General features: G+C 46.5%; 12 protein-coding genes. 5 read left to right on the plus strand and 7 right to left on the minus strand.

All coding sequences use genetic code 11. The annotated features are described in order from the left end of the window. The 5 genes from WD077_00635 to WD077_00655 form a co-directional block, all read left to right on the plus strand. On the plus strand, positions 1-482 hold a 482-nt coding region (locus WD077_00635; GenBank protein ID MEX0965717.1), incomplete at its 5' end, for a DUF6252 family protein. Positions 483-755: 273 nt separating this feature from the next. Then, on the plus strand, positions 756-1,217 hold the full coding sequence (locus WD077_00640) for a DUF6252 family protein (protein MEX0965718.1): 462 nt from the start codon (positions 756-758) through the stop codon (positions 1,215-1,217). Positions 1,218-1,773: 556 nt separating this feature from the next. After that, entirely contained in the window at positions 1,774-3,633 is a 1,860-nt protein-coding gene (locus WD077_00645) for a stage II sporulation protein M (GenBank protein ID MEX0965719.1), read from the plus strand. A 3-nt stretch (positions 3,634-3,636) separates the two neighbouring features. After that, positions 3,637-4,428, plus strand: coding sequence for a DUF4129 domain-containing protein (locus tag WD077_00650; GenBank protein MEX0965720.1), 792 nt, complete (start codon positions 3,637-3,639; stop codon positions 4,426-4,428). Next, positions 4,425-5,669: a DUF4350 domain-containing protein gene (locus WD077_00655; GenBank protein ID MEX0965721.1), complete on the plus strand. Its 1,245-nt coding sequence runs from the start codon at positions 4,425-4,427 to the stop codon at positions 5,667-5,669. The genes WD077_00650 and WD077_00655 overlap by 4 nt, the downstream gene beginning before the upstream one ends. A 176-nt stretch (positions 5,670-5,845) precedes the next feature. Here WD077_00655 and WD077_00660 read toward each other — a convergent pair whose 3' ends face one another. Genes WD077_00660 through WD077_00690 form a run of 7 tightly spaced genes read right to left on the minus strand, consistent with a single transcriptional unit; the run spans position 5,846 to position 13,225 of the window. Continuing rightward, the gene (locus tag WD077_00660) at positions 5,846-5,995 is read right to left on the minus strand and encodes a DUF5989 family protein (GenBank protein ID MEX0965722.1); all 150 of its coding nucleotides are present in this window, start codon (positions 5,993-5,995) and stop codon (positions 5,846-5,848) included. Positions 5,996-6,007: 12 nt separating this feature from the next. Next, positions 6,008-7,135 (minus strand): glycosyltransferase family 1 protein, encoded by a 1,128-nt coding sequence (locus tag WD077_00665; protein MEX0965723.1) that lies wholly within the window; start codon positions 7,133-7,135, stop codon positions 6,008-6,010. A gap of 11 nt (positions 7,136-7,146) precedes the next feature. Continuing rightward, complete coding sequence (locus tag WD077_00670) at positions 7,147-7,953, minus strand: 2,3,4,5-tetrahydropyridine-2,6-dicarboxylate N-succinyltransferase (protein MEX0965724.1); 807 nt, start codon at positions 7,951-7,953, stop codon at positions 7,147-7,149. Between the two features lie 50 nt (positions 7,954-8,003). Continuing rightward, positions 8,004-9,401 carry a DUF5723 family protein gene (locus WD077_00675; GenBank protein ID MEX0965725.1) on the minus strand — a complete coding sequence of 466 codons (1,398 nt, stop codon included), beginning with the start codon at positions 9,399-9,401 and terminating at the stop codon, positions 8,004-8,006. Between the two features lie 50 nt (positions 9,402-9,451). After that, positions 9,452-10,471 (minus strand): NAD(P)H-dependent glycerol-3-phosphate dehydrogenase, encoded by a 1,020-nt coding sequence (locus WD077_00680; GenBank protein ID MEX0965726.1) that lies wholly within the window; start codon positions 10,469-10,471, stop codon positions 9,452-9,454. Continuing rightward, the gene (locus WD077_00685; protein ID MEX0965727.1) at positions 10,446-11,786 is read right to left on the minus strand and encodes an efflux RND transporter periplasmic adaptor subunit; all 1,341 of its coding nucleotides are present in this window, start codon (positions 11,784-11,786) and stop codon (positions 10,446-10,448) included. Before WD077_00685 ends, WD077_00680 begins: the two co-directional genes overlap by 26 nt. Positions 11,787-11,791: 5 nt before the next feature. Beyond that, on the minus strand, positions 11,792-13,225 hold the full coding sequence (locus tag WD077_00690; GenBank protein ID MEX0965728.1) for a TolC family protein: 1,434 nt from the start codon (positions 13,223-13,225) through the stop codon (positions 11,792-11,794). Between the last annotated feature and the right edge of the window lie 137 nt (positions 13,226-13,362).

Raw genomic sequence — 13,362 nt, forward strand, 5'->3', positions numbered from 1 at the left:
GAATTATAAAATCAAGCCTCATATTGTATAGATTATTTCGTTACCAGTCCTTAGTGCTATGTTTAACAATGTGCCTGATGCTGGCATCGTGCGCCAAAGACGATGACGACAACGATCCCGAACCTACGGTGGCTGATAACAAAATATCCGCAACCGTAAATGGCCAGGAATGGGAAGCCAAAATTTCCAGCGTGGCAGTATCCGGGGGCAAGCAGATTTATGCGCTCAAAACCTCTGATTCCTCCAGCTTCCAGCTTTTCATCCCAGAGGAAGGCACTGGCAATTTTGACCTGGCCACATCTGAAGCTACGCTTCTATTTGATGACGGAACCAGTCCTTACAGCGTTGGCGTCTCCGGTATGATTACGCTGGAAACCAACACCTCTGATGAAATAAAAGGTACTTTCCAGGGCGAGATTGCTTCTCATTTTGCAGACGACACGCTGACGATTGATAACGGGGTTTTGCTTTATTCGCGGTAACGCGCTTTTGCAGGGATTGTACAGTTTACCATAAAATCAGAACCGGCACCCAAGCTCATCTTAAAAATTAAGGAGTTTGACGTAGCCGGTTTTTTTATTTCCCATGATGCATGGTTGGCGATCTACCGCAATTCAGCTACCTGGATTTCTTGTGTTTTTGTTGAATGAAGTAAAGTAGCCGTTGTGCGCCATATTTCCTATTATTTTATTCCTTATGGATGATTAATAGTCTTTCAACATTATGTTTGTAATCCAAACAATTTAAACTTAGATATGAAAACGATCTTTCCTTTTCGCCTGCAATGGCCGCTGGTATTGTTTCTCGCCTTTTGTGTTACACTACTCTCCTGCGCTAAAGAGGAGGACGATGATCCCGAACCTAAGCGGAATAGCAATTTATCTGTAACCATAGACGGAGAACATTGGGAAGCCCCGGGAGTTGTGGCAACCACGTCCGGATATAAGCAGATGTATGCTCAGAAATCATCCGATGGAACCAGTTTTCAGGTGATCTTTCCTGAAGATGGCACCGGCACTTTCGATTTGGTGGATGATGATGTTATGTTATCTTATGTTGACGGCAACGATTCTTACAGCTTCCCAATATCAGGCAGCATCATAGTGGACGTGAACACCTCCACATCATTGAAGGGCACCTTCCATGGCGAGATCACTGATCTTTTTGACGAGGATACTGTAATCATTCAGAATGGGGTGTTTATCTATGAGAGGTAGGGTTTAATATCCGGGAAGCAGTTCCCGTTGGCGCGCGTTTAGCGATAGCGTAACGCGTGCCTTGGCGCTCTTCCAAGCCCCAATCCTATTCTACTCTATTAATTTTACCTTCAGCAAAACTTTCATACCAGCGCGCAAACTGAAGGTATGCATAGCTTTGGGCATTTATGAAAGATTACATGAATGCCAATGAGATGGCCCGGACAGACATAATACTGTTCTGTCATTCCCGCGAAGGCGGGAATCTTCTGCATTGCGGAAACTTATGCAGAAAGAGCAACAGCAGGCACCCGCGCAGGAGATTCCGGACATTTCGTGAAAAACGAAATTCCGGAATGACAATAAGCGTGAAATAATTTAATTGAATTTTGCCTTTTATTACCAGTCCAATACCTCTGCAATTTTCTTAGTCTGAAGCTTGAAATCTTGGCCCGCCCGCATTACGCTTCGCTAAATGCGCGCTAACTTTTAGGATGGCCAGGGCTGATCAGCCGCTTCCTGAAAACGCACGATTCCGGTTGCATTTTATCTATTTTTACCGCTGCAAAAGCGCAGCATGAAGGAATCAGCTTTTATAAATCAGAACAAGGAGAAATGGCAGAGTTTTGAGGACATCCTGGACAAAAAGGAGAAAGATCCTGACAAGCTCAGCAACCTATACATCCAGGTGACGGATGATCTTTCTTATGCCCGTACTTTCTATCCCAACCGCTCTGTGCGCTACTACCTGAATGGACTGGCACAGCGGGTATATCACTCCATTTATAAAAACAAAAAAGCCACGCGCAGCCGCATCGTGGAGTTTTGGCAGGAGGATTTGCCGCATACCGTGTATGAATCGCGCAGAGAGCTGATCTTTTCCTTTCTGATGTTCCTGCTTTCTTTTCTCATCGGCTGGCTTTCCAGCACTAACGATCCTGATTTTGTGCGCTCTATCCTTGGCGATAATTACGTGAATATGACCCTGGAGAATATCGAAAAGGGCGACCCGATGGCCGTTTACAAAAGTCACGATATGTTCGAAATGATGCTCATGATCATTCAAAATAACCTGCAGGTTGCATTTCTCACTTTCGTAATGGGCGTTGTGTTCGCTATTGGAACTGTGGGCGTGCTGCTCACCAACGGCATTATGGTAGGCGCTTTCCAGTGTTTCTTCTTTCAGCATGCTGTGGGAATGGAGTCTGTTCTCACCATCTGGCTGCACGGCACGCTGGAAATTTCTGCAATCGTAATTGCCGGGGGTGCGGGCCTTGTACTGGGCAAAGGCCTGCTTTTCCCTGGAACGCTCTCCCGGATGCAGGCATTTCTCATCTCCGCCCGAAGAGGCATGAAGATCATGGCCGGCATTGTTCCCATCATTGTGCTGGCCGGAATAATAGAAAGTGTGCTCACTCGATTCACGGAATCACCTGCCCTTGTGCGGGGCATCTTTATCCTGATTTCCCTGGCTTTTGTGCTTGGCTATTTCGTATACTATCCCTGGAGGCGGTCGCGTAGCGGCTTTGCACAAAAAGACCATGAAGACCGCCTGCCGCCACAACAGCCCCATGTTACTGATTTCAGCGTTATCAGAAACTCCAGCGCAGCATTTACTGAAACGTTTATTTTATATGGCAAATATTTTAAACCTTTAATGTTTGCAGTTTTAATTATTTCCATTATTTATACAATTACTCATTCAATTATTTATACAGAAGGCTTCCGCCCGGTAATTTTAAATTTTTCAATTCAGAATATTATTACATTCATGGCCGTCCGGCTAAGTAATTTTTTCTTTGATTTTTCAAACTATCCATTGCTTTTTCCGCTCAATGTACTGGCATTTTCTTTACTGGCCATTACGGTACATTGGTGTATCTCCAGAGAACATAGCAAGTGGAGCGGACAGGATCAGTCTCCTGGGTTCATTCCTTTTTTTATTCGCCACTATTGGAAAATGGTGATCATCAGTGCTCTGTTTCAGGCTTTGTTTTTCCTGCCGGTTTTTGCGTGGATGGTCATGGCCGTGCTGGCAGGTCCGGTGCTGCTTGTGTGGTTTCGGCAGGGAGTTGAAGAGCGCTTCGACCCGTGGCGCACGGTGAACATTGCATTTGGCTATGGCATTGAAACCTATGCGCTGTTCCTTGTCATCTTGTTGTTGTGCCTTATCTTTATGTCCGTTATGATCAGCCCTATATTATTCCTCCTTATTGATATAATTAGCTGGAATCTGCCGCTTGAACCAGCGGTAATCATGAACGGTCTGCAATATTTCCTTTCTTTTCTTTATTCCCTTGTTTTCGGTCTTTTGTTGCCGCTGCTGTTTTTCAGTTTCGGAATTCAATACTACAGCATGGCTGAGGCCGATGGCGCACAAAACCTGCTGAAGCAAATTGCCCAACTGGGAAATGATAAAAAAGCCAATGGAAAATAAAATATGAAAAATCCGTTATTTATTTTTTTCGTATTAATTATTTTAATCATAAAACCTGTTGCGGTGGCTGCACAGGAATTTATTGAAGAAGAGGAAGAATTTGAGGAGCTTGAGAATTCCGAATTTGAAGAAGTAGAATATGAAGAGGCTGAACGCGCATTGGATTTTTATGAAACAGAAACGCCCGATCCCGGCCCCGTAAAGGCATTTGATAATGCGCAGTACAGGAAAGCTACGGAGGGCCTGGAATATGGAACTGAAGAACAACCGGATGCAGAAACCGGCACCAAGACTGTCCAGCGAACCACATCACTGCCTCAGGGAGTTGTCACTTCCTTTCAGATCCTTGTGGCCCTTTTGATTGCAGGGTTGCTTATTTTCATTCTTGTCCGCACCATTAGCCGCATTGGAGGCCCGGCAAATAAAAAGCTGCGGGCACAGGAAACAATGGGCGGCATACTGCAACCAGACAATCCGCATGAAGCACCCCTGGAAGCGATGCTGAAAAAGGCCCTCTCAGCAGGTGACACCAGGCAGGCTTTGCGTATTTATTATCTCATGCTTATTCGCCAGCTCTCCGAAAAAGGCTGGATAACCTGGAAGCGTGAAAAAACCAACTTCGACTATTTGCGGGAAACAAGCAGCCGCAACGGCAATCAGACTTTCCGGGAGCTTACGCTGATTTTTGAGCGCTACTGGTATGGAAATGCCAAGTTGCCCCTTGAAACGTATGAACGGCTCAGCGCAAAGTTCGAGGCATTTATCAGGCAGGTGAAGGAGGGGACAGCGGCATGATGAGCACCCGTAATATCATCCTGGCGGGCATTGGCCTGGTACTGCTTCTTTTGGGTGTATTTTACCTGGGATCTGCCTCGAATCAAAAACATTCCTGGCAAATACATTTGAACCCTGAAAGCAAAGATCCGTACGGAACTCACGTGCTGGTGGAATTGCTGAAAAACTATTTTCCGCAGCATGACTTCGTAATTTCTGAAGATATGCTGGACCACCGCCTGCGCCTGGAAAAAGTATCTGTTCCGTCCACGCTCATTCTCTCTGAAAGGCAAACCTATTTTGACAGCCTGGAAGTGGTGGCGGTGAAGGAGTTTGTTGCCGCAGGAAATACGGTCTTTATCTATGCGTTCCAGTTTCCCGTCCATTTGCTTGACGAACTTCTGGAAGAATCCTGCAACGTCTCCGGCTATCCATTCATCACCCGAAAAAATATTTTTGCAAACTTTTCTTCTACTGAATTAAAAAATAAAGAGTCTTATTTATTTGAATTTAAAAGCCGGTATGGAAGCAGGGAATTTGGGTGGGAATACTTTGATCCTGAAGAAACTTGTTTTGATAGCGGGTATAGTGTACTGGGCCGCTTTAATGAGAGTTACATCAATTTTTATAGTGTTCCTTACGGGAAAGGGCGGTTCCTCATCCATACCTCGCCACTCATGTTTACCAACTACCATTTGCTGCGCAGCAGTGGGAAGGAATACGTTGAAAAGACCCTGGCATATTTTCCTGAAGGTGATATAATCTGGGACAACCGCCCGCTGAATGTGGTTCGTCCATCTGGCGGCCAGCGAATTTCAGAAAGTCCGTTGGCGTATATATTAGGTGAGGATGGTTTGCGCTGGGGATGGTATGTGCTCCTTTCGATGTTATTGCTTTATGCAATGTTCCAGGCCAGGCGCAGGCAAAAGATCATTCCGCTCCTGGAGCCGAATACCAATACCAGCCTGGAGTTCGTGGAGTCTATCGGCAATCTTTATTACCAGCAGCAAAACCATCGCAACCTGGCGCTGCAAAAAATGAAACATTTCCTACTTTATATCCGGAGGCATTACCATATTTCAACGCAACGGCTGGATAAGGATTTAATAAAAAATATTAGTATAAAGTCAAAAGTGCCAGCAGAGGAAGTGGAGATGATCTTCAGAACCTATAATTCCATTAAAACCCACAAAAGCATTGAAGATTATTTTCTCATTGATTTTCATGAGGCTATTGAAAATTTTTACAGAAAATGCAGGTAGGGGATTTTAGACACTAAGGCTCGAAGGCACTAAGCTTCACAATGACTTTTTTATTACCCGGTGCGTAGAGGTTTTTAGACACAAAGGATCAAAGGCTCAAAGATTCACTTAGTTTATACCTGCAATTTCTGCTGCTGTGGATTGTCCAGCTGGAAGCCAGGCTTACCCTTACCGTCTTAAAAAAGGGTGTAAATAAATGGGGCAGCGGCAGAACCCCCGCCAATTACTATTAAGACCCCAACGAGAAGCAGAATGACGATGATTGGCATGAGCCACCATTTCTTCCTTTCCTTCAAAAAGTCCCACATGTCGGTTAAAAACTCCATAAATATTTCCCTCTATTTTAGACGTTCCTTTGTAATCTCCAGATAAAGTGACAGCAATTGCTTTGTGAGTTGGGAGGGTTGGAACTTCTTGGCAAAATTAAGGCTTTTTGATACGCTTTCCTTTGTGGCTGCCGAATCAGAAAATGTATTTTCTATCGCGTGGGCAAGTTCTTCCGGGTTATCCGGATCAACGTAGCGCGAATAGGGCCCGCCTACTTCAGGAAGTGAGGAACGGTTGCCGGTAATGACGGGCGTTTGACTCGCAATCGCTTCCAGCACTGGAATGCCGAAACCTTCATAAACGGAGGGATAAACAAAGGCTGCCGCCTGCTGGTACAGCGCAGGAAGATCCGAAGCCGGAACATCATGAAGAAAATATACCTGGCCCGTTAAGTTGTATTTCAGTACGAAATCCCGGACCTTTTGGAGATATTGCTTTTGTCCTCTGCCTACCACAACCAGCGGTATTTCCTGCCGGCCCTTTAGAATTTGCAGCGCCTTCACCACGGTAAGAAGCCGCTTTCTTTCTATAACGGAACCCACATATAAAATGAAATCCGCAGGAATCCGATATTTTTTCAGAATTGAATTTCGAAACAGTTCACTTGTTTTTTCGTAAAAAACCGGGGAACAACCCTGGTAAATCACTGTGATTTTAGCCGGATCTGTTTTATAAAATCTTACAATATCCGCCTTGGTACTTTCACTCGTTGCGATAATCCGATCAGCAGTTTTGCAACTCAGTCGCGATTTCATGTCGTAGATATTCCGGTCCAGGGTTCCATACTGCAATGGAAAATATTTGAATATAAGGTCATGGATCGTAACGATTCCGGGAATTCCGGCACGGGGAAAAGTGAAGGGAAGTTCATTGCTCAGTCCATGATAAAGTTGCAGGCCGCTTGCCGCTAAATCCTGCCAAATTCCGAAGGATCGCCAGAAAAACCTGCCGCCCCACTGTGGCTGATGAATCTTAATATTCCCGGGAAGAGGCGCTGCCCCGGCCGGGAGAGATGGCGTAAAAAGATGATATTGATGGTCAGGATAATGGGCTGCCAGATTTTGAACCAATGTACGGCTGTAGTTTCCGAGTCCGGTCCGGTTATGAAAAAACCGTTTGGCGTCAAATCCGATATTCAAGTAAGCTCCATTTAAACTGCCAGGTTATATTCCCGCAAGGCCTGGTTGAGGCTCGTTTTGCGGTCAGTAGATTCTTTGCGCTGGCCAATGATCAATGCGCAAGGCACCTGGTATGTCCCCGCGGGAAATTCCTTGGGCATTGTTCCGGGAATTACAACAGCGCGCGGAGGCACCATACTCCGGTGCTCCACAGGTTCCTTTCCTGATACATCAATTATCCTGGTGGATGCGGTGATTACCACATTGGCTCCGAGAACGGCTTCCTTTCCGATTCTCACGCCCTCTACCAGAATGCAGCGGGAACCTATAAAACAGTTGTCCTCAATGATTACGGGCGCAGCCTGCACCGGTTCCAGCACACCTCCAAGGCCCACACCTCCGCTCAGGTGTACATCCTTTCCTACCTGCGCGCATGAGCCAACCGTAGCCCAGGTGTCTACCATCGTTCCGCTATCCACGTAAGCTCCTATGTTAATATAAGAAGGCATCATCACCACGCCTTTTGCTACATACGAGCCGTAGCGTGCAATAGCATGGGGCACCACCCTCACTCCCAGTTCCTGGTATCCTGTCTTCAAAGGAATTTTATCATGAAACTCAAAAGGCCCAACCTCTATTTTTTCCATTTGCTGCAAAGGGAAAAACAGGATCACGGCTTTCTTCACCCATTCATTTACCTGCCATTCTCCGCCAGCCGGTTCAGCCACCCGAAGTTTTCCTTTATCAAGTTGATTTATTACTGCCCGGATGGCTTCCTTTGTTTTTTCTTCCTTTAGCAGGTCGCGGTTTTCCCATGCATTTTCTATCAGTTCCTTCATTTCTGCTTTTTAATATTTAAGCGTATTTAATTATTTAGCTTTTTAATTAATTAAAACTTAAACCGGAGCACACCAACGGCAAGGGAAATATGAGGATTTTCATCCTCCACCAGCGTCAGCACATCTCGTGTGGAGATGCCGGCCTCCCAATTGTCTGCCACATTGAAACGGAAACCAAAGGGTACACTGCTGCCGAAACTGCCTCCGGTAGAGAACCCGGAAGAAATAATGAACCAGCTAACGGGGGCAAAATCTCCGCCTATGCTCACCCAGGGTTTTAGCTGGCTGAAAGGCACCTCATTGAACGGAAGAATAAAATCAACACCCACCTCCAGCATGTCAGAAAACTTGTAGCTGCCGCCCACCCGGAGATGCGTGGGGAGGCTTTCCTGCACTTTTGAAATTGTATCACGGCTCCATAAACTATCCCGGCTTACGGCTTCAATGGCTTCATTAAAAATATTGGCATTGTTAAAACCATTAGAACGAATGCTCGTGAGAAAGGTATCCTGTAATTTAAACAAATCGCCTTTATAGGTCATTTGCCCGATTTCATTGACGGAGGCACCAATCGTCAGCTTTTCCTTCACTTTTATGGAAGCGCCTATATCAATGCCGAAACCGCTGCCAATGGCTTCCTCGTTGTGAAGCAACCGCAAAGCAACGTCTTCCTCCAATTCAAATGGATTGGCCAGGCCACCAAAAGCGGTGAGTTCTCCATCCCTGGCCCGCACATCTACATAGGCATACGAGAGGACATATTTGGCGCCCACCCCGGCAAAAAGCGAAAAGTCTTCGTCCCCGAAAATCTTGCGCCCATAAGCAGCATGAAATTCCCGCGCCCAGCCAAAACTGATGCGGCTGTCATCGGCAAGTTCTGACAAACGCTTCCGGTTTCCCTGGCTTGCATAGCCGACTGTATCAAAATTCTGGCTTACCACGGAATCAAAGTAAGGTGCGTTGTAGCCTCGGAAGAATATCTCGGCCATCGTCTGGTTCAGCTTAAAATTTCCAGACAACCGCTCCCTTACACCAATCGCCAGACCACCAAATCCTTTGGATTGAAAAGACAGGGAAATTATATTTATGTCGCCCCCTACTGCATTTAAACTGTTCCCATATTTATCAGCAAATCTTTTTTTGCTGGAATAGCTGAATACGGTATCCAGGCCCAAATTGCTTTCTTCCCGGGTGAGGTCGTAAAGCTCCTGCCGGGTAACTGCCGTGGAGAAAAGCGAAACTCCGAACTCTGCAATGCCAAGGCTGAATCGTTTCTTAGTCTTCCAGCCCAGGTTGGAAGGATTGATGCCGAGGGACTGATAATCAGTAACAAAAGTGGTGGCTACTCCACCCCGGCCTGCGGCTGAAAATACGCTGCCTTCGGTTTGTGCCAGGGCAGGCAAACAAGCAATGACTGCCGTACAGAGAGAAAGTATCAGTTTATTCATAGGGGCGAATTTGAAGAATTTGTGGCGATTCCTGCTTACTGAGGGGCTTATTAATTGAATTTATCTGCCATCAGCCGGATTTCGATGGGGACGGCAATTTTCTCATACAGAATATGATATACTGCAGTGAGAATAGGCATTTCTACCTTGTAATTTTCATTTAATTCAAACAATGGTTTTACCGCATAATATCCTTCTGCCACCATATCCATCTCGATCTGTGCATGTTTTACGCTGTAGCCTTTGCCGATCATGATGCCGAAAGTTCGGTTGCGGCTGAACTGGGAATAGGCCGTTACCAGCAAATCGCCCAGATAGGCAGAATCCAGGATATTTCTCTTGTGCGGATACACGGCATTCAGCATCGCTTCAATTTCCTTCATGGCATTTGCAATGAGCACCGCCTGGAAATTATCGCCATAACCCAGCCCGTGGCATATCCCGCTTGCAATGGCACAAACATTCTTCAGCACGGCCGCCAGCTCTGTACCTTCAATATCTTCGCTCACTGTACTGGTTATAAAACGGCAGTTAAACAAAGCCGCTGTTTCCTGCGCTACGGCTAAATTTTTTGACGCAAATGTGAGGTAGGAGAGTTTTTCACCGGCAACTTCTTCGGCATGGCAGGGACCGGTAATAGCCACCAGCCTGTTTTCATCCACTTTATATGATTCATTTAAATATGTGGAAATAAGCTGTTTCTTGCCCGGCACCATTCCTTTAATGGCTGATACGATGACTTTACCATCCAACTCCGCGGGTGCCAGCTTCTGAATGGTTTTGAGGAAATAAAATGATGGCACACAGAATACCACAACTTCCGCTTTTTTCACAACCTCTGAAACGTCAGTACTGATCGTTAACTGCTGTATCGGCAAATGCACTGCGCTGAGGTAATGCGGATTATGGCCGTGATCGCTGACGAACTCCGCCATTTCCTCCCGCCTGATCCACCACCTCACCTGGAGGCCTTTCAGGGTAAGTACTTTTACAATGGCGGTTGCCCACGAGCCGTTGCCTACTACTGCTACGGTTGTGCTGTTGCTATCGCGAATTCCCTTCTTTTTCAATTTCTACTTTTTGTCCGTCCTTCAATATGCGGGTTACGGTTGCATACGGCCCTGCAATAATTACATCCTTGTCAGCCAGTCCCTCTATAACCTCGATAAACTCATCATCCTGCACTCCTGTTTTGATCATCTGCCTTTTCGCTTCTCCATCCTCAAAGCGGTAAACGATTTCTTGCCTATTCTGCCGCATCGCTACCTTTTTATCCTGGCCCTTTTCTTCAGACTCGCCATCGTCTTTCGTCATTTCATCAGGAATATATGTGGTAACTGCCATGATGGGTACGGTGAGGATGTTCTCCTTTTTAGCTGTCTGAATGTCCACTACTGCTGACATTCCTGGCATAAATGGCGAATTTTCAGAATGTTGTGTATCCACGAGGTGTGCATAGCTCCGGGCGAGTACCAGTATTTTTACTTCAAAATTCGTTACCTGATCCAGAGACATTCCTTCCGTCTGTGCAGAGTTTGCAATTTCTGAAACTACCCCGGTAAACTGCTCATCAGGAAAGGCATCCACCTCAATTATTGCGGTATCTCCTTTTTGTACACGGATAATATCATTTTCATTTACATCTACTTTTACTTCCATTGCGCCAAGCTGTGAAACGCGCATCATTTCCGTACCCTGCATCTGCGTGGTTCCCACCACCCGCTCGCCTGATTCTACTGCCAATAAAGTAACTGTTCCGGATACCGGTGCATAGATAGTAGTTCTCTTCAGGTTGTCCTGCGCTTCTCTCATCCCGGCCTCAGCATTCTTCACCATGTATCCGGCAGCGCTCACGGCCTCTTTTGCAGCCTGAAGTTGAGCTTTGGAAATTTCATAATCCGCTTCGGCAGTCTCAAACTCGGACTGCGAAATGGCATTTTGCTCAATCAGTTTTTTGTTGCGGTTATAAGTAAGCTCACGATTGCGAAACTGCGCTTCCTGTTGGGCAAGCTGGGCCCGTGCGCTGGCAAGGTTTGCCAGTGCATTGTTTACGCTGGCCCTGGTCCTTTCCACATTTGACTGGTAAATATCAGGATTGATGCGCACCAGCAATTGGCCTTTCTCTACCTGCTGGCCTTCTATTACCGGGAGTTCGATAATCTCACCGGAAACATCAGCAGAGATCTTTACCTCGGTGGCCGGCTGAAGCTTGCCACTGGCCATTACGGTTTCTATGATGGTACGAACCTGCACAGTATCCAGTTCTACTTCTACGGCATCACCATCTCCGATCACGCCAGTTCTTTTAAGAACCAGCGCCAGCACGATGAGCAGCACCAGCGGGATCAAAATTTTCCAGAGCAGACTTGAATTTTTCGTTGCCATTAAAATTATTGTAATGTGATTGGCTTTCCGAGGTAAAAGTCGAATATCTTGGTTCGGAAGAGATATTCGTATTTCGCCTGGAGAAAATCTGCCTGACTGGTGACGAGATCATTTTGCATGATATTCCAGTCAAAAGAACTGAGGAGTCCTTCATCAAACCGAACCTGGGACTGGCGCATCAGTGCTTCCTGTGCCAGGTACTGGTTTCGTGCAGCCACATACTTCCTGAAAGAGAGCCGCATATCATTGTAGGCCTGGTAAATTTTATTCTTCGCATCCACCACAATCTGGTCATATTCAAGTTCCGCCTGGCGCCTGTTGATCTGGGCCATTTGCATGTTATATCGAACCTGGAGATTATTGAATATGGGCACGGAAAGGGAGAATCCCACAGATTGGCCAAAGTTATCCGCAAGCTGATTACCGAAACCTGATGTGACCAGAGCTACATCCGGTGCTTCTGTTACCACATATTCTGAGGAGCCCAGCACCTGGCCGATCGTATCGGTTCTTACTCCGAGTATATCAATGTCCCGCGCATTAGAAGAATAGCCGGAGTTTAGCGAGAGATTGAGGAAAAGGCGCGGGTACAGCCCTGCCTGAGCCGCCTTAAAGCTGTGGAATGCCGCGATTTCCTGAAACGAGGCTGCCTGCACCTCCGGTTGCCGGGCTACCGCATTTTCCCATACTTCAGCTATATCCGCTTCCTCAAAAGGATCAAGCGAATCCGGGATCTCTGTCCGCACCAGCTCTATCTCGCGGGAGAGATCCATATTAATGTAGCGTTTCAGGCTAAGCAGGCCCTGTTCGCGATTGGCCTGCGCCTCCACGAGGAGCGATTCATTGGTGCTTAGCGTAGCCTTTAGCTCCAGCTCACGCACCGGGTTTTCGCTGCCTGCCCTGATTCGGACCATTGCCTGATCCAGCAGATATTGTGTGCTTTCCAGTTGTTTCGTTAGCCTGTTCTCCTGCTCGTGGCTCATTAGCACCTGAAGATACATGGAAACCACATCCAGCATAATGGTCTGCTCCAGGTCTTGCAGGGTATATTCTCCACTGATATAAGCATTCTTACTTTGCCGCAGATTATGGAGGTTGCTCAATCCATTGAACAGGATGAGATCGGAATTCAGCGAGAAAAAATTGGTTTGGATGCGCTCCGTTACATAGAGATTTGTCAGCGGGTCAATGGTTCGTCCGAAGTTGTAGTTGTGACGGCCATTGGCATTGAGCGTAGGCCAATAGTTGGCATAGCCCCGTTTCACGTCCCACTCGTTTCGCTCCAGGTTCAACGCACCCTGCTGAAGGGTAATGTTGTTTTCCAGCGCAAAATCAATTGCCTCCTGAAGAGAAAGCCGTTCTTGCGCAACTGCCGGAGGACCAAAAACAAGGAGACAAATGAAAATGGCAGCCGTCCGCAGGAAATAAAGGTATTGCATGGTTGATTGAAAAATTGTGGGCGAAGTTAATACTTGTATTATTTAGCAAAAGTTCCAAAGGCGAGGGCGGGAAGTTCTGCAATGGTTCTTTTATCAAATCTTAAAAAATGTAAAAAATCATGGAAGCGATTTTTACC

Source organism: Bacteroidia bacterium, from assembly GCA_040880525.1.
GTDB lineage: Bacteria > Bacteroidota > Bacteroidia > CAILMK01 > JBBDIG01 > JBBDIG01.

Excerpts from the sequence above, each read along its gene's own strand:
- WD077_00690 (MEX0965728.1), bottom strand. The coding sequence starts at position 13,225 with ATGCAATACCTTTATTTCCTGCGGACGGCTGCCATTTTCATTTGTCTC.
- WD077_00660 (MEX0965722.1), bottom strand. The coding sequence starts at position 5,995 with ATGGAGTTTTTAACCGACATGTGGGACTTTTTGAAGGAAAGGAAGAAA.
- WD077_00655 (MEX0965721.1), top strand. The coding sequence starts at position 4,425 with ATGATGAGCACCCGTAATATCATCCTGGCGGGCATTGGCCTGGTACTG.
- WD077_00670 (MEX0965724.1), bottom strand. The coding sequence starts at position 7,953 with ATGAAGGAACTGATAGAAAATGCATGGGAAAACCGCGACCTGCTAAAG.
- WD077_00645 (MEX0965719.1), top strand. The coding sequence starts at position 1,774 with ATGAAGGAATCAGCTTTTATAAATCAGAACAAGGAGAAATGGCAGAGT.
- WD077_00675 (MEX0965725.1), bottom strand. The coding sequence starts at position 9,401 with ATGAATAAACTGATACTTTCTCTCTGTACGGCAGTCATTGCTTGTTTG.
- WD077_00640 (MEX0965718.1), top strand. The coding sequence starts at position 756 with ATGAAAACGATCTTTCCTTTTCGCCTGCAATGGCCGCTGGTATTGTTT.
- WD077_00650 (MEX0965720.1), top strand. The coding sequence starts at position 3,637 with ATGAAAAATCCGTTATTTATTTTTTTCGTATTAATTATTTTAATCATA.
- WD077_00685 (MEX0965727.1), bottom strand. The coding sequence starts at position 11,786 with ATGGCAACGAAAAATTCAAGTCTGCTCTGGAAAATTTTGATCCCGCTG.